Below are 26,486 nucleotides of genomic sequence, written 5' to 3'. Positions count from 1 at the left end.
AATAATACATGTTGACAGAATGCGCCGTTTTACTGTCAAAATTGAAAGAAGGCCCTATTATATCCTTGATTAAATCCCTGGCTCGCGAGACCCTAACGATGTCACAAACTATTAATTTGCGAGTATTGCCACGGACCGTGCAGCAAGAGACGGTCGACACGCTGAGACAGGCGATATTCTCGGGTCATTTCGAACCCGGGAGCCGCCTGGTCGAAAGCCAGCTTTGCACGCAACTGGGCATTAGCCGCCCGTCCCTGCGCGAGGCGTTGCGCAGTCTTGCTGCCGAACGCCTGATCGATCTGGTACCCAATCGTGGCCCCTCTGTCCCCATCCTGACATGGGAAGAGGTGACGGCCATCTACGAAGTGCGCGAAATGCTGGAGGTGGACGCAGTCGGGCGATGCTCGCAGAGGATCTCCAAAGACCAACTGCAGGAATTGGAGAAATCGCTTTCGGCTTTCGAGGACGCCGCTTCCAGCAACGACAGTGTGGCGCGCATCACCACGACCGAGGTGTTCTATTCGATCATCCTTGCGAATTGCGGCAATCCGATCCTGGAAGAAATCCATCGCGGCCTCGTCGCCAGGATCAGCTTGTTTCGGTCGCGCTCGATGTCACTGAAAGGCCGCGCCATCAGCAGCCTGGCCGAGATGAAAGCCATATACGAAGCCATCGCTTCGGGGGATGAGAAAGCCGCCAGAAACGCGTCCAGACGGCACATCCTCAATGCGATGGCCGCCGCAAAGAAGGCGATGGAAACCGCGAGCTAAGACCATCGGTGGCACGGTCGCCTTCCGGAACCTCCCAGCAGATCCTCAATGTGAAGGGCATCCATGTCACAGAACCCGGCGATGTCAAAATCTCCCTGTCAGGGCACAGCGACCGCTGATGTGGCGATTGTCGGCGCTGGCTCATCGGGCGCGCTGCTGGCTGCACGGCTCAGCGAGGATCCATCGCGGATTGTCCTGCTGATCGAAGCGGGCGAAGAACCTCAGGATCCGGACATATGGACACCTTCGGCATGGCCCGCGCTTCAGGGACGCAGCTATGATTGGGATTACCGAACCGAACCCCAAAGCGGCACGCATGGCCGCATTCACCATTGGGCGCGGGGCCGTTTGATCGGTGGATCAAGCTGCCTGCATGCGATGGGTTACATGCGCGGCCATCCCGACGATTATCAGGCATGGGTCGACGCAACGGGCGAATCCCGGTGGGGTTGGGACGCACTGTTGCCCGCCTTCCAGGCGAACGAAGAACCGGCCACGGGCACCGGCGGCGCCCTGCCCGTCTACATGCCCAACGCAGAACTCAGCCCCCTCACCCGCGCATTTCTTGAAACCGGCGAATCTCTCGGCTTGCCGCGCTTGCCAAATCACAACGATGGCAGGATGGTCGGCGTCACGCCGAACGCCCTGAACATTCGTCACAGCAAACGTGTGACTGTGGCCGATGCATGGCTGACACCGGACGTGCGCGCCCGCAAGAACTTGCGGATCCTGACCGGGACACGTGCCCGCCGGTTGCTGTTTCGCTCTAACAAGGTCCACCGGATCGAGGCATTGGGGCCGCAAGGCACTCTGGAAATTCAGTCGGATCAGGTGATACTATGCGCCGGATCTCTGGAAAGTCCGGCCTTGCTGATGCGGTCAGGCATCGGGCCGCACGACATGCTGAAAGCGGCCTCTGTCAACTGCCTGATCGACATGCCCGAAATCGGTCGGAACCTTCAGGATCACCTGTTGGGTGCCGGTAACCTTTATGCAACCCGCAAACATCTACCACCTTCGCGCCTTCAGCATTCGGAATCCATGGCCTATATGCGGGCGGATGATTTCACGGCGACAGGGCAGCCGGAAATCGTCGTTGGCTGTGGCGTCGCGCCGATCGTGTCCGAGCGCCTACAAGCACCGAATGCCGGAGCGGCCTATTCCCTGCTTTTTGGCATTACCCACCCCACCAGTCGCGGCAACCTTGGTATCAGCGGGCCGGATCTGGATGATCGGTTGATCATTGATCCAGCTTACCTGCAGACAGATCACGACCGCACCATGTTCCGCAAGGCCCTGGCAGCGGCGCGCACCATCGGGCACGCAGATGGGCTTGCCGAATGGCGCGACCATGAAATCTACCCTGGTCTCCTTACCAGCCGAGCTGCGGTAGACGCCTTCATCGCAAAGGCCGCGATCACCCATCATCACCCTTGTGGCACGTGCAGAATGGGCAAAGATGACGCGTCTGTCGTTGATCCCAACCTGTGCCTTAGATCTTTGGACAACCTCTGGGTTGTGGACGCGTCGGTCATGCCCAGCCTTACCGCAGGGCCAATTCATGCCGCGGTCCTCGCCATTGCCGAAACCTTTTATCGCCAGCAGATAGAGTAACCCGCGGCGCATGAGCAGATATTCAATGTTTAAAAGCACGCAAAACCCAAGCCGTGCGATGACTCTACGACCAAAAAGCGATTGATCCGCTACAAGTAAGGTTTTCTCTTGGCAGCAACGGCTTTTATTCTCGCCTGATCTCCTTGGATCTCGAGGTAGCGTGCCTCGCCAGTCAACTGCGGAGTAAAAGCTGACCACGTCGCGGGGCAAATCGCAGAATGCGATCTGCCTGCCGACGCCGTCCTTACGCTCAAGGTTCTGGTCTCGGCACTGACGCAGTTGTAGGCAGAGATCGGCAAGCTCAATATAGAGGTCGCCCGTCGCGCCAACCCCCGGCTTGGGACCGATCACCGCCAGGGCAGTGGTTGCGGCCTTCGACGGTGCCGCCCGGTTTCGACGATCTTCCAGCGAGGCTGCCTATCTCGGCTTGACGCCCCGGTGAAATAAGTCTGAACGGGCGGGTCTCCAAGCGAGGAGACATGGTCACGAGGAAATGCCTCTACTAGGCGGCGAACGCGATCTTCTGCAGGAACCTCGGCGACTCGAGGCTGCGCAACTGTGCCAAGGCGATTGCTGAACGGACAGGTCCAAGAAAGACGAAGGTCGCATTGGCGCGAAGGCTGGCCGTCGCGCTGCACGCCATGCGGCGTACCGGCGGGAGACCATGGCATGAGGCAGACCTGAAATGGGCTGATCTTCAGCGCGACAGAATGCGTCCAGCCGGGAAGCGCGGCGAGGGTGAGATCATTTTCAAGGCTGCGACATAGACCGCGCACACCACTTCGATCGTAAGCGGTAGCTTGCCCCCACCTATTCTTGATCCACCTTTTTTGGGAAGCCATACCTGTTTTGGAACAGGGATGGAGTTTCTCCATGGAAGATACGTTGGAGTTTTCCGGTCGGGCGGAGGCGACGCCTCCGCTGCGGGCCGACGGCGATGGCCTGATGATCTCAAGGCGCAGATTGTGGCTGAGACTCTTGAGCCTGGGGTGGCGGTTCGCGATGTTGCCGACAGATACGGGCTGCGCGCGAACCGGATTTCGGAATGGCGGCGTCTCGCGCAGGACGGCAAGCTGGTTCTGCCGGCTGTGCCGGAACCACCGGGATATGCACCGCTGATGCCTCGCGATGAGGAGCCTTCGAGTTCATCGTCGGAGACGACACCGGCCCCGGTCGCGTCTTCGATCGAGATCATGGTTGGAAAAGTGTCGATCCGCTTGGACGCGGGCACTTCGGCAGCGCGGATCGCGGAGATCGTCCGGGCCGTGGGTGCCCGAACAAGATGATGCCCTCGCACAGAGTGCGCATTCTGGTGGCGACGCAGCCGGTCGACTTTAGGAAAGGGCATGACGGTCTGGCCGCGCTGGTGCAGTCGGTTTTGCAGGAAGACCCTTTCACCGGTAAGGTGTTCGTATTCCGCGCGAAGCGCGCCGACAGGCTGAAGATCCTGTTCTGGGACGGGACCGGGCTGGTGATGGCCTACAAGCGTCTGGAGGATACGACGTTCACCTGGCCTGCGATCCGGGATGGCGCGATGACGCTGAACCGAGCGCAGTTCGAGCCGCTGTTTTACGGACTTGACTGGCGCAAGGTCAGAGCGCTGGAGGCGCGCAGATCAACTGCGGCAGAATGATCGCGGCCGAAGGCCTACGCCGTATAGCCGAGATCTACGCCGTTGAAGCCGAAATCCGCGGGATACCTTCCGGCCAGCGTCTCTCCGCCCGTCAGGCGCGGGCCGCTCCGCTGGTCTCTGCCTTCGGCGACTGGTTGCAGAAGCAACGGCTGCGCGTCTCGGCCAAATCCCGGCTTGGCGAAAAGCTTGCCTATATCCACCGCCATTGGGATGGCCTGCAGACCTTCCTTCATGACGGCCGCGTCGAAATCGACTCCAACAGCGTCGAGAACATGATCCGCCCAATCGCGCTCATCAGGAAAAACGCCTTGTTTGCGGGTCATGACAAGGGCGGAAAAACTTGGGGCCGCATCGCTTCGCTGATTGAAACCGCCAAGATTAACGGCGTCGAACCCTTCGCCTATCTCAAGGCCACCCTCGAGGCCACCGCACGCGGGCATCCCCAAAACCGTATCGACGAATTGCTGCCTTGGAACTTCAACCCGTCAACGTGAAATCGATGTGCTGCTCAGCTGACGCTTACCTTCGATCCACCCAATCCTGAATGCAAACATGTGGCGTCCCGTGCGATGACCGCGAAGAGAACCAAGGGGCCGACACGCAGAATGAACCGCAGAGAAATCAGCTCTTGATCATGGCGATTAGAGAACGGGACACCACCCTTGCGCAGAACCGCTCGGCCCGTGCCATCCGCACCGTGAAGCTAAAACACATTCTTCGCCAGATTGAATCCGACCGTGATAATCTTTGACATGGCCGCTCTCCAGTGGCTCGTAGCAGACCCACCTTGGCACATCGATGCCGTCGGAGGTCAGTTACATTATCAACGCCCTCTACCTTCGATCATATTTCATCCACGATATTGCGCGCCACTCGGAAACATTCGAGTGCTTGCGGAACGCCGCAATAGATCCCGACCACGTGGATTATGGCTCGGATTTCTTCCTTAGAAACTCCATTGTTGATCGCGCCGCGGCAATGGATTTCCCATTCATGCATCTTACCAAGAGCACCGATCATGGCCAGGTTCATCATTGATCGCGTCTTGGGATCAATTACCTCATCGCCCCAGCCGAAGCCCCAGCACCAAGCGGTCATTGCTTCTTGGAAAGGCTGTGTGAATCCGTCTGCTGCAGCAAGGTTCTTTTCCACGTATTCAGCGCCTAGCGTGCTTTTGCGCTGCTCAAGCCCCTTGAGGAACAGTTCGTCGTCAAATTTGATCATTTTTAGTCTCCGTTGTTTCGACCGACCGGTTTGGTCTGCCCACTTTCAGTTACGCCCGCGCTTCGGGCAAGAGGTCCTTCTCAGGGCCGGTCACGCCATCCCGCCGAGACAAACAATTTCATGCTCAGAAAGTCATCGAGGCCGTAACGCGATCTCTCACGCGCATAGCTTGATTGTTTGACACCGCAAAAGGGTGCTACCTCTGTCGAGATTAAGCCGGTATTGACTCCTACCATTCCGAATCCTAGCGCCTCCACGACTTTCCAGACATGATGGAGGTCCCGCGCAAAGAACTAGGCCGCGAGCCCGAAAATGGTGTCATTGGCGAGACGGATAACATCTTCGGTCGTGTCGAAGCTGTCGATCGGCGCAAGCGGCGCAAAAGTTTCTTCCCGCGACGCGACCATGTGTGGCGTCATGTGGGTCAAAATTGTGGGAAGCACCCATTTCCCACCCTTTGGATGAGCGTTGCCCACACGGCCACACGCGCGCCCTTGTCGAGCGCATCCTTGACATGCGTCTCGTATTTCCGGACCGACCTTTCCAAGGTTATCGGGCCGGAAACTGTGTCCTTCTCGAACCCGTCACCAGTCTTCATCGCCGTCACGGATTGGGGAATTTCTCGAAGAAGGTACGTGGATGCCGGATTGCAGATAGATGCGGTTGGCGCACACACACAGGTCTACCGGCGTTGCGGAACTTGGAGTCGATCGCGCCGAGCGGACGTTCCGCGACGAGAAGAACCGGTCGACCAGCACATCGGCCGTGATGACGATCGCAACCAGAAGCGCCAGCCCGATCTGGACTGGTCGTAATGAGGCCGGCAGGGAGAGCGGAAGCCTGGCGACGGAGGCGGTTTTGGAAACAGACAATTTGGTTCTCCCTCAGGTTCGGCGGCGGATGATCAGCAGGTTAATGAGAAGCGAGGAGATCGGGATGCTGCCAAAGGACAGCCGCGTGACAAAGCCGAAGAGCGATCCGAAATCAAAGGTGCCGAGGATGTAGGTGATCAGGAACATGTTGATCGCAATCCAGTTTTACTCCGGAAGCGTTGGTCTCAAGCCGTGGTCCACCTTCATCCTAACCCATTGAACTCATTTACCTGTACCAGCACCCATCGTGGTCCACATCTGCATTGTTTTCATTCACTTTTCTTGACTTTTGGCACTCCCCTACGGGCTGCCACTTTCCGTCACCTTTCCTCATTTTACAGATACTTAGGCCGGAAAGTGTCTCATCGGTCTCGGGGCGTTGAACATCTTTGTCTGAGAGAACCTTTTCCGCGCGCACCGCAGCACGCTCAGCAAGCTTTACCCCGTCGATACGCTTGATTTAGACGGCTGCGATTCCGGGGGCGATATGCGACGGATAAGCCGTAACCTCATAGACCGGTCCGAAAGCCTCGGCAGCGTTCTCCGGCCAGCCTTCTTATGTCGACGATGACCTCTTAGCGGTCATCAAGGGCATCAATCAATCGAGAACTCGCCACGATCCTGACGGGTGCCATAAGGACGGTTGGGCCCTTTTCCGCATTGGGAAAGCGTTTTTCAACTTGGGCGCCGGTCACGGCGATCTTGAAATCATCTGGTTGTCACAGGTGATGCAATGATATCAATCGCGACGTGATGAGGCTCGACGTCATCAGCGCGGCGCTGCCATTCGGTTGACCTCACGGTAACAGGATTTATTCTGGGGTCGAACTTGATCTATAGCAAACTCCAGACAGAAAAAATGTGAGATCCAGTGCCATGGTCATAGGATTCGCCCGCTTGCTATTGTTGATTACTGCGCTTCTGGCCATGGCCATGGCCAGCGGCCCGATGGCGCGTGCGGCCATGCCGGCCACGGCGGCTGGCGTCGATATGGTCGTAATCTGCATCAACGGCGCAGCAGTCGACGTCGTAGTCGATTCGGATGGCCAGCCCGTCCCGCATGATCCAACCGTCGCTTGCGACTCTTGCCCCGCCTGCGCGCTGACAGGCACTGCCGCGCCGACACAGTCGGACGTTCCTGTTCTCGCCGCCTCTTTCACGGCTGTCCGAGCTGCCGGCGATGCAGCTTTCCCGCCGCGGGGCGCGTCCGTCCACCGCGCTCATGCACGCGGCCCACCCCCAAAACTGAAGAATATCTGATATGATTGTCTGCACCCCTCGCACCCCTCGCCCGGCAACGCCTGCCAACACGGCCCCGATTGCCCGGCACCCCCGCCTTTCTTACATGGTTTCCTGCCTAATCGGCCTGACCGCGCTGTTGTTGGCCGCGCTGATGCCTGCCGATGGCGCGCGCGCGCAGGTCGCACAATCGGTGCTCGGGGAATATATCGGCGACGTGGCGCCCGGCGATCTGGCACCGGGCGCCGATGCCTTTGGTCCCATTCGCGACGATATGCCGGTGGCACCGCTGCTGCAGGGGGGCGAGCGGATCGGCTGGGCCTTTATCGCGTCCGATTACGTGGGCACGACCGGCTATTCGGGCAAGCCCATTCACACGATGGTCGCTGTCGACGACGATGCCATCGTTCTGGGCGTCAAACTGGTCAAGCATTCCGAGCCGATCGTTCTGATCGGTATTCCCGATTCCAAGATCCAGGCGCTGGCGGCTGATTATGCCGGGCTGGATCTGGTGAAGGAGGCGGAATCGGGCGGCACGGCGCATGAGCTGGACATCATCGCCGGCGCAACCGTGACGATCATGGTGATCGACGATTCGATCGTGCGCGCCGGCCTCAAGGTGGCGCGCGATCTGGGCCTTGGCGGGCTGACCGCCCCCGACGCGCCCACAGGGCCGACATTCGAGATCAACTTCGAGGCTACCGCCCCGCAGGACTGGGAAACTCTGGCAGGCGACGGCACACTGCGCCGCCTGTCGCTGAACGTGGGCGAGGTCAACGCGGCCTTCGAGGCGATGGACGACCCGCGCGCCGCGAAGCGCGCGCTGAAAGACCCGCCCGAGACGAATTTCATCGACATGTATATGGGCCTCGTGTCGGTTCCCGCTGTGGGCGAGGCCCTGCTGGGTAGCGCCGAGAACGCCAATCTGCAGGACTGGCTGGAGGAGGGCGAGCACGCCATCATGGTGGCCGGGGACGGCATCTATTCCTTCAAGGGGTCGGGCTATGTCCGGGGCGGGATCTTTGATCGGATCGTGCTGATCCAGGGCGATACCTCGGTGCGGTTCCGCGACAAGATGCACCGCCGGCTGGGCGCGGTCGCAGCCGAGGGCGCACCGGATTTCAGCGAGACAGACCTGTTCAAGATCCCCGCCGATGCAGGGTTCGATCCGACCGAGCCGTTTCGCCTGCAACTTCTGGTTCAGCGCGACGTGGCGGCGATCGAGCGGATCTTTACCACCTTCGAGATGAGCTATGACTTGCCCGCTCATTACATGCAGAAAGTGCCGGGCAGCGCCCCGGCCCCGGCAGCGCCTTCCGATGCGCAGCTTGCGGCCGATCAGGACGAGATGGCCGCACAATCGGCCCTGTGGAAGCGGCTCTGGAAGGACAAGACACAGGAAATCATCGTGCTGGCGGTGATGCTGACGATCCTGACGGGCGCGTTTTTCTTTCAAGGTTTCCTGACCCGGTCCGAGCGCGTCACCTACTGGTTCCGCATGAGCTTCCTGACCGTCACGCTGGTCTATCTGGGATGGTATGCCAATGCGCAGCTTTCGGTGGTCAACCTCATGGCGCTCTTTGGCGCGCTGACCAGCGATTTCAGCTGGCAGGCCTTTCTGCTGGATCCGCTAACCTTCATCCTATGGTTCGCAGTCGCCGCAGCCCTGATTTTCTGGGGGCGCGGGGCCTATTGCGGATGGCTCTGCCCATTTGGCGCGCTGCAAGAGCTGCTGAACCAGATCGGCCGCAAGCTGGGCATTCCGCAATGGACCCTGCCCTGGGGCCTCCACGAGCGGCTGTGGCCGATCAAGTACATGATCTTTCTTGGCCTTTTTGGCGTCTCGCTGGCGTCGATCGAACAGGCCGAAGTCTATGCCGAGGTCGAGCCGTTCAAGACCGCGATCATCCTCAATTTCATGCGCGCATGGCCCTTCGTGGCCTATGTCGTGGCGCTGCTGGTGGCGGGGCTCTTCGTCGAGCGGTTCTTCTGCCGCTACCTCTGCCCGCTCGGCGCTGGGCTGGCCATCCCGGCGCGGCTGCGCATGTTCGACTGGCTGAAGCGCTACAAGGAATGCGGCAACCCCTGCCAGACCTGTGCGCATGAATGCTTCGTGCAGGCCATCCATCCGACTGGAGAGATCAACCCCAATGAATGCCTGAACTGCATGCATTGCCAGGTTCTGTATCAATCCAAGGAGAAATGCCCGGTCGTGATCCGCAAGCTCAAACGGCGCGAGACCGCGTCGCGCGGCTCGGCGGAGCTGGATCGGGCGATCAAGAACCACCCCAACCTGAAGGAGACTTCCAATGTCTGACGACACAAAAAAACACGGCATCAGCCGCCGGGGCCTTTTGGGCGCCACGGGCGGCGCCGCCCTCTTGGGCGGTTCGGGCGCAGCGCGCATGGCGATGCTTGGCGGCGCGGCCGGTGTGGCCACTGCCGCCTCGACTGGCAAAGCCTCGGCTGCGGTCCCCGGTATCAACCTGGAGCCGGGAGAGCTCGATGAATATTATGGCTTCTGGTCCTCGGGCCAGACCGGCGAGTTGCGCATCCTGGGCTTTCCGTCCATGCGCGAGTTGATGCGCGTCCCGGTCTTCAACCGCTGCTCGGCCACCGGCTGGGGGCAGACGAACGAGAGCCTTGCGATCTTTGAAGAGGGCATGCTGCCCGAAACCAAGGCGTTTCTGGCCGCTAATGGCAAGCGCGTGCATGACAATGGCGATTTGCACCACCCGCACATGTCCTTCACCGACGGCACCTATGACGGGCGCTACCTTTTCATGAACGACAAGGCCAACACGCGCGTCGCGCGGGTACGCTGCGACGTGATGAAGACCGACAAGATCACCGAGATCCCCAACGCCAAGGCGATCCACGGCCTGCGGCCGCAGAAATTCCCGCGCACGGGCTATGTCTTTGCCAATGGCGAGGACGAGACGCCGATGGTCAATGACGGCACCAACATGGACGACATCTCGAACTACGTGAACTTCTTCACCGCGCTTGACGGTGACACGATGGATATCGCGTGGCAGGTGATGGTGTCGGGCAACCTCGACAATACCGATTGCGACTATCAGGGCAAATACGCCTTCTCGACCTCCTATAACTCGGAAATGGGTATGACCCTGGCCGAGATGACCGAGGCCGAACGTGACCATGTCGTGATCTTCAACCTCAAGGAAATCGAGAAGGGCATCGAGAACGGCGACTATCAGGAGATGAACGGCGTCAAGGTGATCGACGGGCGCAAGGGCCAGAACAAGAAATACACCCGCTACGTGCCGATCCCCAGCAGCCCGCACGGCATCAACACCGCACCGGACATGAAGTATGTCGTGGTGAACGGCAAGCTGTCGCCAACCTGCTCGGTGCTGGACGTGCGCAAGATGGACGCCCTTTTCGATGAGGACGTCGATCCGCGCTCTTGCGTCGTGGCGGAGCCGGAGTTGGGTCTTGGGCCGCTTCACACTGCGTTCGACGGAAAGGGCTATGCCTACACCACGCTCTTCCTCGACAGCCAGATGGTCAAATGGCACATCGAAGAGGCCATCAAGCTCTATAACGGCGAGGATATCGATCCGATCGTCTCGAAGGTGGACGTACATTACCAGCCGGGCCACAACCACACCACCATGGGCGAGACGAAAGAGGCGGATGGCCGCTGGCTTTTGTCGCTCAACAAGTTCTCCAAGGACCGCTTCCTCAATGTCGGCCCGCTCAAGCCCGAGAACGAGCAGATCATCGACATCTCGACCGATGAGATGAAAGTGGTGCATGACGGCCCGACCTTCGCCGAGCCTCACGACGTGGTTCTGGTGCGGCGCGATATCGTCAACCCCGTCGACATCTGGGACCGCAACGACAAGATGTGGGCGAAGACGCGCGAGCAGGCCGAGGCCGATGGCGTCGATATCGACGACTACATGGACACGGTCATTCGCGACGGCAACAAGGTGCGCGTCTACATGTCGAGCCAGGCGCCGATGTTCTCGCTCGACAAGTTCGAGGTGGAAGAGGGCAACGAGGTGACGGTCATCATCACCAACCTCGATGATATCGACGATCTTAGCCACGGCTTCACGCTGAACAACCACGGCGTGGCGATGGAAATCTCTCCACAGCAGACATCGTCGGTCACGTTCACGGCGGCCAAGCCGGGCGTCTACTGGTACTATTGCCAGTGGTTCTGCCACGCGCTCCACATGGAGATGCGCGGCCGGATGATGGTCAAGCCGAAGGGCGCCTGAACCATGGCAACGCTCCGCCTTCTGCTGGCCGCCTGCCTTATGGCGATGCCGGTTCAGGCCGAAACCATCACGGTTCCGGCAGGCGGCGGGGCGTTGCAAACAGCCATCGCCGGGGCTGCCCCCGGCGATGTGCTGATCCTCGCGCCGGGCCGTCACGACGGCCCGGTAACCCTGGACGACACAATCACCCTCGACGGACAGGGCGAAGCCGAACTTGTGGGAAATGAAACCGGATCCGTCGTGACAGTGACCGGCAATGACATCACCGTGCGCGGGCTGACGATCACCGGATCGGGCAGCAGCCACACGACCATCGACAGCGGCGTGCAGCTGACCAAAACGGCGCGGCGCGGGCTGATCGAAAACAACACCATTGTCGGCAATCTCTTTGGCGTCGACGTCCACGGCGCAAACAATAGTATCGTGCGGGGCAACACCATCGTCGGCCGCTTGGACCGGCGCATGAATGATCGCGGCAACGGCGTCTATGTCTGGAATGCCACCGGCGCCGAGGTCATCGGCAACGACATTCGCTATGGCCGGGACGGCATCTTCGTCAACACCTCGCGGCGCAACGTCTTTCGTGGCAATCTTTTCCGCGATCTGCGGTTCGCGGTGCATTACATGTATGCCAATGACAGCGAAGTGTCGGACAACGTATCCATCGGCAACCATCTGGGCTATGCGCTGATGTTTTCCGACCGGGTGCAGGTGCTGGATAATCTGTCGCTGAATGACCGCGATCACGGCATCATGCTGAACTACGCCAACCAGTCCGACATTCAGGGCAATCTGGTGCAGGGCGGCGCCGAGAAATGCACGTTCATCTACAACGCCCACCGCAACCTGATCGCCGACAACCGCTTTGAGGGCTGCGATATCGGCATCCATTTTACAGCGGGCTCCGAACGTAACGCGCTGACCGGGAACGCCTTTGTTGGCAACCGCACGCAGGTGAAATATGTCGGCACCACTGATGTGGAATGGAGTTTCGAGGGCCGCGGCAATTACTGGTCCGATCATCCGGCCTTCGATCTGGATGGAGACGGGCGCGCCGACAGCGCGTTTCGCCCCAATGACCTGATGGATCATATCCTCTGGTCGCAGCCTTCGGCGGCCCTTCTGATGGGCGCGCCGGCGGTACAGCTGATACGCTGGTCGCAAAGCAGCTTTCCCGCCACCCTGCCCGGCGGTGTGCTGGACAGTCACCCGATGATGGCACCGGTCAAGATCGCCGTGCCCGATGACATGGCCGAACTGGCAAAGGAAAGCGCCGGACGCTGGCGCGATGGAAAGACGAATGACGAAGAGTTTGATCCTCTCGCAACTCACTAAGACCTACGCAGGCACTCCTGCGCTGCGCGATGTCGCGCTCGAGGTCGCCCCGGGCGAGCGTGTTGCACTGCTGGGCCATAATGGTGCCGGCAAATCCACGATGATGAAGATCATCCTGGGCCTGATCCCCTATGACAGCGGCCGGGTCGAGGTTCTGGGCGCCGCGCCCGGATCGACGGGCGCGCGCGCGCAGGTCGCCTATCTGCCCGAAAACGTGGCCTTCCACCCTGCGCTGAGCGGGCTGGAGCAGATCCGCCATTTCCTGCGCCTGCGCGGCCTGCCTGCGAGTGGCGCGATCGACCTTCTTGCCCGTGTCGGGCTGGCGGATGCGGCCAAGCGGCGCATCGGCACCTATTCCAAGGGGATGCGACAGCGGATCGGCCTCGCGCAGGCGCTGATCGGTCAGCCCCGCCTTCTGGTGCTGGACGAGCCGACTAGCGGCCTCGATCCCGTTTCGCGCCGCGATTTCTACACGCTGCTGGATGGGCTGGCCGCAGAAGGCGCCGCGATCCTTTTGTCCAGCCACGCGCTGACCGAGGTCGAGGCGCGCACCGATCGCCTCATCATCCTGTCGCAAGGCCGCGTCGTCACCCAAGGCACCCTGCCCGACCTGCGCCGCGCCGCGAACCTCTCCGTGACGCTGCACGTCATTCCGCAGGCCGGCGCCGAGGGCAAGCTGGCGGCGGCCCTGCCGCAAGGGCGCATGAACGGCACGGGCCTGCATCTGGATGTGGCGCAGAATGACAAGCTGCCAGTTCTGTCGCAGATCACCGCCCTCAAGGATCTGGTGGCCGATATCGAGATCACCCCGCCCAGCCTTGAGGATATCTACAGCCATTACAGCCGGAGGGACGGGCAATGACACGTATCCTTTCCACCGCCGCAACCGAATTCCGCATCGCGCTGCGCAACCGCTGGGTGGCAATCGCGGTGCTGATGATGGTGGTCTTCTCGCTCGTCCTCTCGGCTGCCGGATCGGCGCCCACGGGCGCGCTGGGGACCGACCGCCTCTCGGTGACAGTGGCCAGTCTCACCTCGCTCAGCGTCTATCTCGTGCCGCTGGTCGCGCTGCTCATGTCCTTCGACGCCATTGCCGGCGAGGTCGAGCGCGGCACGCTGCCCCTTTTGCTGACCTATCCCGGCAACCGCGCCGAGCTGCTCGTAGGCAAACTGGCCGCGCATCTGGCGGTGCTCACGCTAGCCATCATCGCGGGCTATGGCAGCGCCGCAATCGCCGCCTGGCTGGTCGATCCGGAGGCGGTGCAGGGCCTGCCTGCACTCCTGCGACTGGTCTGGAGTTCCACCCTTCTGGGCGCCACGTTCCTCTGCCTTGGCTATGCGCTGTCGGCCCTCTCGCGGCGCCCCTCGGGTGCGGCGGGTCTGGCGATCGGGCTGTGGCTGGGCATGATCGTGCTCTATGATCTTGGCCTTCTTGCCGCCATCGTCGCCGATAGCGGCGGATGGTTCACCACCGACCTCTTCCCGTGGCTTCTGGTCGCCAACCCGGCCGATGCATTCCGCCTCTTCAATCTTGCGGCTTCGGATGCCACGGCAGCGGCAGCAGGCATCGGTGGCGCGGCCAATGCGATCCCACCGCTCTATGCGCTGCTCTCGATCCTTTTCTGGCCCCTGCTGGCACTTGCCGCCTCGGTGCTGGCCTTTCGCAAGGTGACACCATGAGGGTTCTGTTTGCAATTCTGTGCGTCCTTGCGCTGACCGCCTGCCGCGAAGAGGCCAAAGCGCCCGATCCGGTCCGCATGACGCAAGATGCCGTCGGCCATTTCTGCCAGATGAACCTGCTGGAACATCCCGGCCCGAAGGCGCAGGTCCATCTGGAGGGGCTGCCCGGTATGCCGCTCTTTTTCAGCCAGGTGCGCGATGCCATCGCGTATCAGCGCATGCCCGAGCAGAGCCACGCGATCACCGCGATATACGTGCAGGACGTGGGTAGCGTGCCCAGCTGGGACGCGCCGGGGCAAGATCACTGGATCGCAGCCGAGAACGCCTATTACGTGCTCGGCTCGGATCGCGTGGGCGGCATGGGCGCGCCCGAGACGGTGTCATTTGCCGATGAAGAGGCCGCCAAGGCGTTCGTGACCGCGCATGGTGGCCAGATTCTGCGCCTCGCCCAGATCCCCGATGAAGCCGTCTTGGCGCCCGTTGCTGACGGGCCCCAGAGCACTGCGCATGACGATGCCGATTTTTCGAACAGGCTTCGCAAACTTTCAAATGAGAGGAAGAACTGAGATGTCCCGATTGACCCGCCGCCGCTTCCTGACCATCAGCGCGGGTGCCGCCGCGACCTCTGCTGGCGTCTTTGCCGGATCACGCCGGGCCGCGGCTCAGCCTGATATCACCCAATGGCGCGGCACGGCACTGGGTGCGCGCACCACGCTGACGCTGGCTCATGCCGATGCTGGCCGTATTGCGGATGATGTGACACGTGAATTGGCGCGACTGGAGGATATCTTCAGCCTTTACAAGCCGGACTCAGCCCTGTCGCGCCTCAACGCGGATGGTCACCTTGCCGCGCCGCCCTTCGAATTGCTGGAATGCCTGTCGCTTTGCGACCGAGTCCACACCCTGACCGGCGGGCTGTTCGATCCGACGATCCAGCCGCTCTGGTCTGCCTGGGCGCGGCATTATACCAACGATACAAGCGGGCCGGACGTGGCGCAGGCGCAGGCGTTGACCGGCTGGCAAAATGTCAGCTTTGGCAGCGACACCGTGCGGCTGGATCGCACCGGTATGGCACTGACGCTGAACGGAATCGCGCAGGGTTATATCGCGGATCGCATCGCGGCGATGCTGCGTGCCGAAGGACTGACGAACGTCATGGTCGACACTGGCGAATTGGCCGCCATCGGCGGCCATCCCGCAGGCGGCGATTGGCCCGTGACGCTGAAGTCGAGCGGGCAGGCCCATCTGCGCGACATGGCGTTGGCCACATCCGCGCCGCGCGGCACCTGCTTCGACGCCGCGGGGACAGCAGGCCATATCCTCAGCCCGGTCACCGGGCAGCCAGCGGATACTCCATGGCGGCAGATCTCAATCTCTGGCCCCAGTGCGGCGATGGCTGATGGTCTGACCACTGCTGCCTGCCTGATGGATCGCGCTGCGATCCGGAGCGCCGTGAACGCATTGAAACTGCGGCTGGTGCATCTGTCCTGAGATATCCGGCAGGCCCTCGGGGCCTCGCGCTCTGCTCCAGCATGCCATCGGGCAAATGCGCCTGACAATCGAAGCGGTAATATTTTCTTTCGCCCAGCGTGATGGCAACGTTGCTGGTGTCCTGCTCGCCCACCGGCTTATGCATGAGGACCATGGCGATGCCGGGTCGCTTGCTGTCCCGCGCCGCCGTCGGCTCGTCCGCCAGAATGATGCGGGGGCGGTTGGCTAGTGTGCAGACGGGTGCCGCAGCCGCGGTTTTTCAGGCCAGGCGCAGCACCAGCGCTCGGTTGCCCTTGGCCGTGAGAAAAGGCATCAGGGTGGCGAAATGAAGAGTGAAACCGATTTTGTGCAGTCGCAGCTTGCAAAAATCTCGGTCAGCCAACGAACGGCCAAAAAAAGGTTCGCATCAAGGGTTCTCTTGGCGACAGACAGTCCGAGATGCCATGTGAAATCCGCACGGAAACTCACTGATTTCTATTCTATCGAATTCGCCAAATCCTGTGACACCTATGTCTAAACTTTATTGAAATTATGGGCGCTTGGGGCAGGCTCCTGTGGGCTGCCCCTCCCCGCATCACCATCCGCACTCTTCTGCCCACCCCATCATCGGCGGGTCATTCGCACGCTCAGCCCTGCAAACCTTGTGCGACACGGGGCCGCAACTGTGCTTAGCCAGCTGCGTATCGGGCGGTTTTACCGTGTGGATTGCGGCGATTCCGCAGGGAAGCCCTGTCGGTTTTGCTTGAGAATACGGGAAAATTTCACCACACATGGTCGGAGCCTCAAAGGCAAGCAAGTCAGGAGTGTCCGTGTCCCTCTTTCTCGTCGTCGCTTTGCCGTTTATCGGGGCGCTGCTGCCCGGATTGATGAACTCCGCCGGACGACAAGCCTGCGCAGGCGTGACACTGATGGTGACGCTGACAGCTATTATCGGCCTCTTGACGAACGCTCCGGCGGTCTTCGGCGGCGAAGTGGTAACGGCAGGGTTCGACTGGTTACCGGCGATCGGGCTGAACCTGACGCTGATGCTGGATCCACTTGGCTTTTTCTTTGCCTGTCTCATCCTCGGGATCGGCCTGCTGATCATTGCCTATGCACGCTTCTACCTGTCGCGCGACGACAATATGGGCGAATTCTTTACTTATTTGCTGCTATTTCAAGGTGCCATGGTTGGCATTGTCCTGAGCGACAACATCCTGCTTTTGCTGATTTTCTGGGAGCTTACATCGCTGTCCTCCTTCCTGCTGATCGGCTATTGGAAGCATTTGCCCGAAGGCCGGCAAGGCGCGCGCATGGCGCTGGCGGTGACCGGGATGGGCGGCCTTGCGATGATCGCGGGCATGCTGATCCTTGGGCAGATCGTCGGCAGCTATGATCTGAGCGTGATCCTTCAGCAGCGCGATCTGATCCAGGCATCACCGCTTTATGTGCCGGCGCTGATCCTGATCCTGCTAGGGTGCTTCACCAAGTCGGCGCAGTTCCCGTTCCACTTCTGGCTGCCGCACGCGATGGCCGCGCCGACGCCGGTCAGCGCTTATCTGCACTCGGCCACTATGGTTAAGGCGGGCATCTTCCTTATGGCGCGCATGTGGCCGGTCCTGTCGGGAACGCCGGAATGGTTCATGATCGTGACCACGGCGGGCCTGATAACGATGGTGCTGGGCGCCGTCATCGCCCTTTTCAAGCACGACCTAAAGGCGCTTCTGGCCTTTTCGACCGTCAGCCATCTGGGCCTCATCACCATGCTGCTGGGGACAGGCACCGCGTTTGGCGCCATGGCGGCGGTGTTTCACATCCTCAATCACGCGACGTTCAAGGCCGCGCTTTTCATGTCGGCGGGCATCATCGACCACGAGGCGCATACCCGCGATATCCGCCGCCTTGGCGGGTTGCGGCACCTCATGCCCATCACCTTCGTGATCGCAACGCTTGCGGCGCTGTCGATGGCGGGGATCCCGCTGTTGAACGGGTTCCTCAGCAAAGAGATGATGCTGGAGGAGGCCTATCACACCACCCTCTTCGGCGTGCCGTGGCTGGTGCCAGCGCTGGCCGTGGTCGGCTCGCTCTTCTCGGCGGCCTATTGCTTTCGCCTGATCGGGCACACGTTCCTTGGCCCCAAGCGCGACGATTACCCGGCCAAGCCGCATGACCCCGGCGCGGGAATGTGGCTGCCCCCGGCGCTCTTGATGATCCCCGTGGTCGCTATCGGTGTCGCGCCCTTCCTGGCCGAGCCTTTCGTCAAGCTGGTGACCTCCGCCGTGCTGGGCGAGGCTGCCGAAGTGCCGAAAGCTTATTTCAAGATCTGGCACGGGCTTGTTCCGGCTCTTTACATGTCCATCGCCGCGGTTGTCGGCGGCCTGATCATGCTGGCGATCTTCACCCCCGCACTGCGTCTGTGGGACGCGGCCCCCCGCCCCGAGGCCAAGGCGATCTTTGACGGGTTGATCCGATGGGCCGTCCTTGGCGCGCGGACCATCATCCATCCGCTGCATGACGGCGCGTTCTCGCGCTATGCAGCCATCATGGCGACCACGATCATCGCCGCCGGGGTGCATGCCTGGGCGACCGGCACCATCGGGCCAGCCGCCTACCAGATGAGCCCGCTCGACACGATCACCGTTGCCGGGTGGATGATGCTGGTCGCCGCGACGCTGGGCCTGGTGTTCCTGCACCGCAATCGCCTGCTGTCGCTGATCCTGATCGGCATCGTCGGGCTGATGGTTTCCATCGCTTTCGTGCATTTCAGCGCGCCGGACCTTGCGCTCACGCAATTCACCGTCGAGGTGGTGACGATCATCCTCTTGCTGCTGGCGCTCAACTTCCTGCCCAACCGCACACCCGTCGAATCGACCGTGCTACGCCGCACCCGCGACGCAGCGATCGCCATTGCGGGCGGCCTCGCCGCGACGGCGCTGTCCTGGCACTACCTGCTGCGTGATCCGGTTGCGGCATCGATCTCGGAGTTTCACCTGGCCAATTCCTACAAGGGCGGCGGCGGCACGAACGTGGTCAACGTGATCCTTGTCGATTTCCGTGGCTTTGACACGTTCGGCGAGATCATCGTTTTGGGCATCGCCGCGTTGGTGATCTACGCGCTGACCGAGGCGCTGCTGTCCGGCCCGGCCCGCGCCAAGCTGCTGAATCGCAAGCCGGACCAGCCGCGCGCAGGCGATATTCACCCGCTGATGATGGTGATTCTGACGCGCGTGACCATGCCCGTGGTGCTGATGGTCGGCTTCTACATCTTCCTGCGCGGCCATAACGAACCGGGCGGCGGTTTCATCGCCGGCCTGATCGTGTCTATCGCGGTGGTGATGCAGTATATGGCCAGCGGCTTTGGCTGGGCCTCGGCGCGGTTGCGATATCCCTATCACGGCGTCATCGGCACCGGCGTGCTGGTCGCAGGCCTCACGGGTATCGGCAGCTGGTTCTTCGGCAAGCCATTCCTGACCTCGGATTTCACCTATGTGCGCATCCCGCCCTTCGAGAAATTCGAGCTGGCCACCGCCGCGCTCTTTGACCTAGGCGTGTTCCTTGCCGTGGTCGGCGCCGTGATGCTGTCGCTCGAAAGTTTCTCGCGACTCGCCCGCCGGGCGCATACCGAAGATAGCGAACACGCTATGGATATCGACCCGTCGCGCGACGCAGACGCAACAGCGAAGGAGGTGTAGGATGGAACTGCTCGTCGCCTCCGCCATCGGTATGCTGACTGGCGCCGGTCTTTACCTGGTGCTGCGCCTGCGCACCTTTCCGGTGATCATGGGCATCTCCCTGCTGACTTATGCGGTCAACGTGTTTCTCTTCGCGTCGGGCCGCCTGACGGTGGGCGCGCCGCCCATCCTGACGGATGCGACGCGCTATACCGATCCGCTTCCGCAGGCGTTGGTGCTGACGGCGATCGTGATCTCCTTCGGGATGACGGCGGTCGTCGTGGTCATGGCGCTAGGGTCCTATCTGGGGGCGAATGACGATCAGGTGAACGATCCCGAGCCGGAACCCCAGCCCGAATCGAAGGAGGGCGCGGCATGAGCCACTGGATCGTCCTGCCCATCATCCTGCCTGCGCTGCTCGCGCCCTTCATCGTGCTGGCGGCGCGCTATCACATCGGCATCCAGAGGGTGCTCTCGACCGCCGGGGCGCTGGCGCTGATTGGCCTCGCGGCGGGGCAAGCGTGGGTCGCCTCGGACGGCACCGTCACGCTCTACCAACTGGGTGATTGGGCCGCTCCTTTCGGGATCGTGCTGGTCGCGGACCGGCTGTCGACCTTCATGGTGCTGCTGACGACACTTCTGGGCTTTTTCGTCCTGCTCTACGCCATCGGCTCGAAATGGGACGAGCGGGGGCGACATTTCCATGCACTTTTCCAGTTCCAGATGATGGGTATCGTCGGGGCCTTCCTGACGGGCGACCTCTTTAACCTCTTCGTCTTTTTCGAGGTTCTGCTGATCGCCTCCTATGGCCTGATGATTCACTCGGGCGGCGCCGTGCGGCTGCGCGCGGGCGTGCAGTACGTGCTCTACAACCTACTTGGCTCGACCCTCTTTCTCTTTGCCCTCGGCGCAATTTATGCCGAGACGGGTACACTCAACATGGCCGATCTCGCCGGACGCGTGCAGATGATCGATCTGGGCAACAGCGTGGGGATCCGCGTGGCCGCGGTGCTCCTGATCCTCGTCTTTGCGGTCAAGGCGGCGGTCGTGCCGCTGCATTTCTGGCTGCCCTCCAGCTATGCCGAAGCGCCCGGCCCGGTGGCCGCGCTTTTTGCCATTATGACCAAAGTCGGCGCCTACGCCATCATCCGCGTTTATACGCTGATCTTTCCGCCCGACCTTGAGGTGACGGCGGGCCTGCAGGGCCTCTGGCTGCTGCCTGCCGCGCTGATCTCTATCGCCATCGGCATGATCGGCATCCTGGCCGCGCGGCATCTGGATCGCCTGGTGACCTATTCCGTCATCGGCTCGATGGGGATGGTCATGGTGTCCATTGCGCTCTTCACCCCCGAAGGTATCGCCGCCGCGCTCTATTACATCGTGCACTCGACGCTGGCCGCCGCGGCGCTCTTCCTGATCACCGACATGGTGCGCAGCGGTCGCGCGGATCTCGCGCTCAAGGCCGCGCCGCCGGTGCCCGGCGCGCCGCTGATCGCCGGGATGTTCTTTGTCGCGGCCATCGCGATGGTCGGCCTGCCGCCGCTTTCGGGATTTATCGGCAAGCTTCTGGTGCTGGACGCGGCAAGCGTGTCGCCCCTGATGGTCTGGATTTGGGCGATCATCCTCGGCACCAGCCTGATCGGCCTCGTCGGCTTTTCCCGCGCGGGCAGCACCGTCTTTTGGAAGGCCAGCGCCTCGACCCTGCCCGAGGATGCCGAAGTGCCGCCCGCGCCCAGTATTTTGGCCTATGTTTCGGTCGGCGGGCTGCTGACTCTGCTGATCGCGCTGACCGTTTTTGCCGGACCCGCCTATGACTACACCGCGTCCATCGCCGCGCAGCTTTTCGAGGCGAACGATTACATCACCGAGGTCATGGAGACCCCCGGCAAACTGAGCGGCGGAGCGGAGGGACATTGACATGAACCGCGCATTTTACTGGCTTTTTCCTCACCCCCTTCTGACCGTTCTGCTGACGATCGTCTGGTTGCTGCTGCAAAAGACCGTCTCGCCCGGCATGATCGTCTTCGGCGTGATCCTGGGCGTACTGATCCCTTGGATCACTTCGGCCTGGTGGCCAGAAACCCCACAAAGCTTCCGGCCAGGCCGTATGGCGATCTATGTCATCATCGTGCTCTGGGACATCATGGTCGCCAACGTCCAGGTCGCCTGGATCGTTCTGACCAAGCCCAACTCCAAGTTGCGCCCCGCATGGGTCGTCGTGCCCTTGGAACTGCGCCAGCCCGAGGCGATCACGATCCTTGCAGGGACCATTACACTGACCCCCGGCACCGTGTCGGCGGACCTGTCGGACGAAGGCCACAGCCTGCTGGTCCATGCGCTTCATACCGACGATCCGGATGCGGTGCGGGACGACATCAAGCATCGGTACGAGCGCCGCCTGAAGGAGATTTTCACATGACACAGGCGACCGACATCATGAACCTGGCGGTGTGGATCGCCTTTGGCGCCGTCGCCTCGGCGCAAATCATGGCGATGATACGGCTGATGATCGGGCCGGGTGTCGGCGACCGGATCCTTGCGCTGGATACGATGGTGGTCAACTCCATCGGCCTCATGGTGCTGCTTGGCATCGCGCAGGGCACAGCCATCTATTTCGAAGTGACGCTGATCATCGCGATGCTGGGATTTGTCAGCACCGTTGCCTACGCGCGTTTTGTCCTGCGGGGGGATATCATCGAATGACCTGGGATATCGTGGCCACCTACGCTGTTGCGGCCTGCCTCATTGTCGGGGCCGCCTTTTCCCTGATCGGCTCGATTGGACTGCTCAAGTTCAACGACGCAATGACGCGACTGCACGCTCCGACCAAGGTCGGCACGGTCGGCATCGGCGCGTTGCTGCTGGCAGCGATGATCCATTCCTACCTGATCGGCGAGGGCGTGCTGCACGAAATCCTGATCATGGCGTTCCTGTTTGTTACGGCGCCGATCTCGGCCAACTTCATGGCCAAGGTCAATCTGCACCGCCGCGAGTGCGACACGCCGCCCGCGCCACACACGGATGAAACTTGGTCTACCCTGAATGTGCCCGAGGCTGACCGCGAACTTGCCGAGCAGGCCGAGGACTGAGCGCACAAAGCGCGCCCATCGTTTTTGCAGGCAGAGCTTTATCGGTGCGCTTAGCCGGTCTCGCCGCCAAAGGCCACGTGACGGCCGCGCCCGCGATGCTTGGCCTGATAGAGCGCGCTATCCGCTTGCTTCATCATCAGGGAGATATTGGCGCGACCATAGTGGCAAGACAGGACCGATCCTGCGCTGGCCGAAATATGGTAGGTCTGCCCGGCATAGGCAATCGGCTGCTGCAGACGCGCGATCACACGGGTCGCGATGTCGTGCACCTTGGCCGGGTCGGTCAGCCGCTTAAGCGCCAGCACGAACTCATCGCCGCCCACCCGCGCGACGGTATCATCACTGCGCGTTTCCTCGACCATGATACGCGCGACCTCGCACAGGACGTGGTCCCCGGCGGGATGACCGCCGGTGTCGTTCACCGCTTTGAAGAAATCCAGATCCATGTGGATCAGCGCGAAATCCTGTTCAAGGTCGACCAGCCGACCCAGGACATAGTCCAGCGCCCGGCGGTTGCGCAGGCCGGTAAGCGTATCGGTATAGGCCTGCTCCTCTGCGGCTATCATCGCGCCCTGTAGCCGAAGGTTCAGCGTACGCGACGCCTCCATCGCGGCATTCTTGGCCTCGACGAGGTAGAGCATCTCGACCGCGAGGTCCGTCGGAGCGAAATCACTGCCCGTCAGGCCGAAATCGCGCACCGCCGCCACGACGGAAATCCCAAAGGACAGATTGACCATGGCGCCCCCCTCGGGTCCGACGCTCGCCGGTAGGGGGACAAGGACGCCTTTGAGATCCGTGCGCGGTCCGCCCCGGACCCTCAGATGCATCTTGCTACCTGCGGCCCCAAGCAGCGCCGCCATTGAGCCGTCACCGCGCGGGCGCTTGATCTCGAAAAGCTCTGCAAATCGCACGCCGATCAGGGGCCGCGTCTCGAACAGTTTGAACAGGGTCGGTCCGGCATGGACGACATGGCCCGTCGCGTCCAGCATCACATGCATGGGGCATAGCACATCCATCATGGCCGCGTGCGAGGTCGCCGCGGTGACTGCTGCGGCAGCGACCTGCCCGGCGGCGCATTCGCCTGCCTGTCCTTCGGTTATCGTCACGCTATCCTCGCCCCCAGATCAAAGCTTCGGCCGCGGGCATGCTCTGCCGCCAGAAGCCGAACTTCGATGACTTCGCAGCCGTCGCGCAGTCCCTTGTGCTCGAGCAGGGCAAGAGCGCCGTAATCATCGGCCAGAGCGCGCAACAATCCGACGATAACATAGCCAAAGCCCGGCCGACCACTGTGGCAGTCGATGGCGTAGACATCCTGCCCGTATTCGCGCAGCTCCAGTTCGGGCAGATCCAGATCCGGCACCGCCAGCTTCGCCCGCGCCGGCAGATCGTCCAGTGAGTGCAGAAATTCGGTGAAGGTCGGGCCGCCAAAGCGCAGAAGGCGGCGCAAAGCCTCAAGCTTGGGATGCGAGACGAGATAGGTCCCCACATCCTCCAGGATCTCGGGCAAGGGCCTGTCCAGCTGCGCGGCCAGCGCGACCAGAACGCGCTGCGTCACGTCCGCCTCATAGCTCAGCATCGATTCGAATTCGGTGAATTCCAACCCGGCCGAACGCATCACGGCACCCCAGACATCCCGTCCGTAGGTGTCGCGCACGAATCGTTCGATGGCCCGATTGATAAGCCCGTGCATGTCAGTCTCCGCTGCATCCACCCTCGGTTATGCATCCGGTGTGTTAACAAAATGCCAACGCGGACCGGATTTCAGGGCGAGAGGCGCATTCCATCCACCTCAAGCACGTTGCGCGCCGCTGGCGCCATGGCAAAGCGGCCTTCAAGAATGTCCGTTATGATGCGGGGCGATGCCGTGGCAAAGGTCCCGGATTTCAGATCACGCGGAAAGCCGCCCCGCTCGAGCGCGTCGCCGCGCAGGGTGTAGGACGTGATGTGAACATGCGTGTCCGACGTCATGAAGAAACCGATCACGTGATCCACGCCGTCAACCGGCTCGAACGTGCCCCGCACCACCACGCAGCCGGGATGATCGCCCGGCGCGCGCCGGTTGCAGGCAGTCTCGATCATACGCCGCTCTTCGGGCGGCAGTGTATCGAGCGCGCCCTGCGGCAGGCGGACCCCTTCAGGGCGCAAAGGCACGCGGCCCGAGATGGAAATTTCGGCGTCGCCCGCCTCGGCATAGGCCCATTTCGTCTCGCTCCTGCGGGCCTTCTCGATCAGGTCGAGCGTCGCAGGCGCGTCTTGCGAGCGTGTCTCCAACATGGCCAGCCCACGCTGCCCTGCCCGCCCCCAGTCATGGGCCAGTTCCCACAGGGGCAAGGTGTCAGGCGGCGTGCCTTCTGCGGCGCGGGCCAGTTGGCTGGCAGTCGCCAGACGCTCGGCATTCAAGAGGGGCGTCATCCAGACGGCGGCGACGACCAGCGTAAAAACAGCCATGCTGCGATTGACGTGCCGCTGCCGGGTGCGCCAGCCGCGGCGGCGCAGGACGGCGCCCGCATAGGCCAGCGCATATATCGAGGCGACACCGGCAGCCACGAGGGCGGCGATGCGGTTGGGCGTCAGCCCGTATTGATCGACCCGCAGCCAGACCGCCCAGAGCGCCAGAAGCGCCGGAACCACCAGCAAAACGCTCAGCGCCTGCGCCGCGCCGCGCATCAGCGGCCCCTGCACCGACAGCGGGTCGTCGCGGTGAATCGCCGTGGTGATCAGGGTTACCCCCGCCCCTGTCACGCCCAGCAGGATCGCTGCCGCCGAGAGCTGCCCAAAAAGGCTGCTCAGCCCGCGTACTGGCAGAGCGAGGATAAAGACCGCCAGCACGACCAGCAGCGCGGGCAGCAAAACCCGCAGCAGCTGGATTATCAGGAAGGGCGAGACATAGTCTCGCAGCTCAAAGACGATGGCGAGGCTCAGGCCCAGCGCAACACCGCTGATTAGGTAAGGCACCGGATCAAGCTCGATCAGCCACTCGATCACGGTCAGCCCGACCAGTCCCAATAGCTGGTCCGAGAGCATCAGCACCGTCCATGTCACTCCGACGAACAAGAGGGCCGAGGCGATCCGCACCACGAGCTCCCACGCCGCATCGAAAAGCAGGCCGTAATGCCGCCACCCGCCATGCTGCTGCAGTTGCGCGATGGCGAAGGGCACGGAGATGAACAAAAGGTAGATATAAGCGGAAATCTCGTAACCGCCCTCCAGGAAATCGGCCGCGTTATCGTGCCGAAAGCTGGCCCAGAGCAAGAGCAACGATGCCGGCAGGGCCATGCCCAGCGCCGTTGCGGCGGCAATCCGCAGGCGCAGCGGCCCCATCAGCCCCAGCAGAACCCCCAGAAACCCCAGCCCAAAAGCGATCAGGAACAGCACGACCCGAGCGTTTTCAACCACGTCCGGCACGAGTTCGATCAGCCCATAGGTCGCAAGGCCGGCCGCCCCCCCGATGAAGGAGTAGATGATACGCGTCGTTGCGGTTTGGCTGGCGGTGATCATGCGTGGTGCGCTCCGGCTGTTCGCGCGCAGCGTAACGGCTTTGACCGGCAAGCTGAACGGGTGATTTGACCATGCCGATCCGATCGGCGCCATGGCGCAGACAGGCCCGCCTTCTCCGCTTGCAACGTGCCTCCACCA

General features: G+C 61.9%; 25 protein-coding genes and 2 pseudogenes. 20 read left to right on the top strand and 7 right to left on the bottom strand.

Annotated elements, in window-relative coordinates; all coding sequences use genetic code 11:
• Window positions 1–65: 65 nt before the first annotated feature.
• The 6 genes and pseudogenes from ACEWPM_RS09575 to ACEWPM_RS09550 all read left to right on the top strand — a co-directional run.
• Window positions 66–770 (top strand): GntR family transcriptional regulator, encoded by a 705-nt coding sequence (locus ACEWPM_RS09575; RefSeq protein WP_393961443.1) that lies wholly within the window; start codon window positions 66–68, stop codon window positions 768–770.
• A gap of 63 nt (window positions 771–833) precedes the next feature.
• A complete protein-coding gene (locus tag ACEWPM_RS09570) occupies window positions 834–2,384 on the top strand; it encodes a GMC family oxidoreductase (RefSeq protein ID WP_393961442.1) in 1,551 nt (516 codons plus the stop codon).
• 361 nt (window positions 2,385–2,745) lie between these two features.
• Window positions 2,746–2,826, top strand: a complete 81-nt coding sequence (locus ACEWPM_RS09565; RefSeq protein ID WP_393961459.1) for a hypothetical protein — start codon at window positions 2,746–2,748, stop codon at window positions 2,824–2,826.
• Between the two features lie 523 nt (window positions 2,827–3,349).
• Entirely contained in the window at window positions 3,350–3,670 is a 321-nt protein-coding gene (locus ACEWPM_RS09560) for a transposase (protein ID WP_393961441.1), read from the top strand.
• Window positions 3,670–4,017: an IS66 family insertion sequence element accessory protein TnpB gene (gene tnpB, locus ACEWPM_RS09555; protein ID WP_420768013.1), complete on the top strand. Its 348-nt coding sequence runs from the start codon at window positions 3,670–3,672 to the stop codon at window positions 4,015–4,017. Before ACEWPM_RS09560 ends, tnpB begins: the two co-directional genes overlap by 1 nt.
• Window positions 4,017–4,511, top strand: a pseudogene (locus ACEWPM_RS09550) (IS66 family transposase); the annotation flags it as partial. The gene tnpB and the pseudogene ACEWPM_RS09550, both read left to right, overlap by 1 nt.
• A gap of 349 nt (window positions 4,512–4,860) precedes the next feature.
• Here ACEWPM_RS09550 and ACEWPM_RS09545 read toward each other — a convergent pair.
• The 4 genes and pseudogenes from ACEWPM_RS09545 to ACEWPM_RS09530 all read right to left on the bottom strand — a co-directional run bounded on the left by ACEWPM_RS09545 (window position 4,861) and on the right by ACEWPM_RS09530 (window position 6,260).
• Window positions 4,861–5,241 (bottom strand): carboxymuconolactone decarboxylase family protein, encoded by a 381-nt coding sequence (locus ACEWPM_RS09545; RefSeq protein ID WP_393961439.1) that lies wholly within the window; start codon window positions 5,239–5,241, stop codon window positions 4,861–4,863.
• Between the two features lie 80 nt (window positions 5,242–5,321).
• A pseudogene (locus tag ACEWPM_RS09540) lies at window positions 5,322–5,917 on the bottom strand (aldehyde dehydrogenase family protein).
• Window positions 5,826–6,113 (bottom strand): hypothetical protein, encoded by a 288-nt coding sequence (locus ACEWPM_RS09535; protein ID WP_393961461.1) that lies wholly within the window; start codon window positions 6,111–6,113, stop codon window positions 5,826–5,828. The pseudogene ACEWPM_RS09540 and the gene ACEWPM_RS09535 overlap by 92 nt, the downstream one beginning before the upstream one ends.
• Before the next feature lie 12 nt (window positions 6,114–6,125).
• The gene (locus ACEWPM_RS09530) at window positions 6,126–6,260 is read right to left on the bottom strand and encodes a hypothetical protein (RefSeq protein ID WP_393961438.1); all 135 of its coding nucleotides are present in this window, start codon (window positions 6,258–6,260) and stop codon (window positions 6,126–6,128) included.
• A 750-nt stretch (window positions 6,261–7,010) separates the two neighbouring features.
• Here ACEWPM_RS09530 and ACEWPM_RS09525 point away from each other — a divergent pair.
• From ACEWPM_RS09525 to ACEWPM_RS09460, 14 genes are all read left to right on the top strand, one after another.
• The gene (locus ACEWPM_RS09525; RefSeq protein ID WP_393961437.1) at window positions 7,011–7,373 is read left to right on the top strand and encodes a hypothetical protein; all 363 of its coding nucleotides are present in this window, start codon (window positions 7,011–7,013) and stop codon (window positions 7,371–7,373) included.
• 85 nt (window positions 7,374–7,458) lie between these two features.
• On the top strand, window positions 7,459–9,669 hold the full coding sequence (locus ACEWPM_RS09520; RefSeq protein ID WP_393961436.1) for a 4Fe-4S binding protein: 2,211 nt from the start codon (window positions 7,459–7,461) through the stop codon (window positions 9,667–9,669).
• Entirely contained in the window at window positions 9,662–11,605 is a 1,944-nt protein-coding gene (nosZ, locus tag ACEWPM_RS09515; RefSeq protein WP_393961435.1) for a TAT-dependent nitrous-oxide reductase, read from the top strand. The genes ACEWPM_RS09520 and nosZ overlap by 8 nt, the downstream gene beginning before the upstream one ends.
• A gap of 3 nt (window positions 11,606–11,608) precedes the next feature.
• Complete coding sequence (locus ACEWPM_RS09510; RefSeq protein ID WP_393961434.1) at window positions 11,609–12,940, top strand: nitrous oxide reductase family maturation protein NosD; 1,332 nt, start codon at window positions 11,609–11,611, stop codon at window positions 12,938–12,940.
• Complete coding sequence (locus ACEWPM_RS09505; RefSeq protein ID WP_393961433.1) at window positions 12,906–13,802, top strand: ABC transporter ATP-binding protein; 897 nt, start codon at window positions 12,906–12,908, stop codon at window positions 13,800–13,802. Before ACEWPM_RS09510 ends, ACEWPM_RS09505 begins: the two co-directional genes overlap by 35 nt.
• A complete protein-coding gene (locus ACEWPM_RS09500; RefSeq protein ID WP_393961432.1) occupies window positions 13,799–14,620 on the top strand; it encodes an ABC transporter permease in 822 nt (273 codons plus the stop codon). The genes ACEWPM_RS09505 and ACEWPM_RS09500 overlap by 4 nt, the downstream gene beginning before the upstream one ends.
• A complete protein-coding gene (locus tag ACEWPM_RS09495; protein WP_393961431.1) occupies window positions 14,617–15,186 on the top strand; it encodes a nitrous oxide reductase accessory protein NosL in 570 nt (189 codons plus the stop codon). The genes ACEWPM_RS09500 and ACEWPM_RS09495 overlap by 4 nt, the downstream gene beginning before the upstream one ends.
• Before the next feature lies 1 nt (window position 15,187).
• Window positions 15,188–16,111 (top strand): FAD:protein FMN transferase, encoded by a 924-nt coding sequence (locus ACEWPM_RS09490; protein WP_393961430.1) that lies wholly within the window; start codon window positions 15,188–15,190, stop codon window positions 16,109–16,111.
• Window positions 16,112–16,920: 809 nt separating this feature from the next.
• Window positions 16,921–19,782 carry a monovalent cation/H+ antiporter subunit A gene (locus ACEWPM_RS09485; RefSeq protein ID WP_393961429.1) on the top strand — a complete coding sequence of 954 codons (2,862 nt, stop codon included), beginning with the start codon at window positions 16,921–16,923 and terminating at the stop codon, window positions 19,780–19,782.
• Window position 19,783: 1 nt separating this feature from the next.
• The gene (locus ACEWPM_RS09480) at window positions 19,784–20,140 is read left to right on the top strand and encodes a Na+/H+ antiporter subunit C (RefSeq protein WP_393961428.1); all 357 of its coding nucleotides are present in this window, start codon (window positions 19,784–19,786) and stop codon (window positions 20,138–20,140) included.
• Window positions 20,137–21,678 (top strand): monovalent cation/H+ antiporter subunit D, encoded by a 1,542-nt coding sequence (locus ACEWPM_RS09475; RefSeq protein WP_393961427.1) that lies wholly within the window; start codon window positions 20,137–20,139, stop codon window positions 21,676–21,678. Before ACEWPM_RS09480 ends, ACEWPM_RS09475 begins: the two co-directional genes overlap by 4 nt.
• 1 nt (window position 21,679) lies before the next feature.
• On the top strand, window positions 21,680–22,180 hold the full coding sequence (locus tag ACEWPM_RS09470) for a Na+/H+ antiporter subunit E (RefSeq protein WP_393961426.1): 501 nt from the start codon (window positions 21,680–21,682) through the stop codon (window positions 22,178–22,180).
• A complete protein-coding gene (locus tag ACEWPM_RS09465) occupies window positions 22,177–22,464 on the top strand; it encodes a K+/H+ antiporter subunit F (protein ID WP_393961425.1) in 288 nt (95 codons plus the stop codon). The genes ACEWPM_RS09470 and ACEWPM_RS09465 overlap by 4 nt, the downstream gene beginning before the upstream one ends.
• Window positions 22,461–22,850 (top strand): Na+/H+ antiporter subunit G, encoded by a 390-nt coding sequence (locus ACEWPM_RS09460; RefSeq protein ID WP_393961423.1) that lies wholly within the window; start codon window positions 22,461–22,463, stop codon window positions 22,848–22,850. Before ACEWPM_RS09465 ends, ACEWPM_RS09460 begins: the two co-directional genes overlap by 4 nt.
• Before the next feature lie 50 nt (window positions 22,851–22,900).
• Here ACEWPM_RS09460 and ACEWPM_RS09455 read toward each other — a convergent pair whose 3' ends face one another.
• From ACEWPM_RS09455 to ACEWPM_RS09445, 3 genes are all read right to left on the bottom strand, one after another.
• Window positions 22,901–23,869: a diguanylate cyclase domain-containing protein gene (locus ACEWPM_RS09455; protein WP_476454007.1), complete on the bottom strand. Its 969-nt coding sequence runs from the start codon at window positions 23,867–23,869 to the stop codon at window positions 22,901–22,903.
• An 83-nt stretch (window positions 23,870–23,952) separates the two neighbouring features.
• Complete coding sequence (locus ACEWPM_RS09450; protein ID WP_393961421.1) at window positions 23,953–24,540, bottom strand: heme NO-binding domain-containing protein; 588 nt, start codon at window positions 24,538–24,540, stop codon at window positions 23,953–23,955.
• A 71-nt stretch (window positions 24,541–24,611) separates the two neighbouring features.
• The gene (locus ACEWPM_RS09445) at window positions 24,612–26,348 is read right to left on the bottom strand and encodes a hypothetical protein (protein WP_393961420.1); all 1,737 of its coding nucleotides are present in this window, start codon (window positions 26,346–26,348) and stop codon (window positions 24,612–24,614) included.
• Between the last annotated feature and the right edge of the window lie 138 nt (window positions 26,349–26,486).

The sequence above is a fragment of the Roseovarius maritimus genome (assembly GCF_043355895.2).
GTDB classification, from domain to species: Bacteria; Pseudomonadota; Alphaproteobacteria; order Rhodobacterales; family Rhodobacteraceae; genus Roseovarius; species Roseovarius maritimus.
This window is presented reverse-complemented; position numbering and strand designations above follow the sequence as displayed.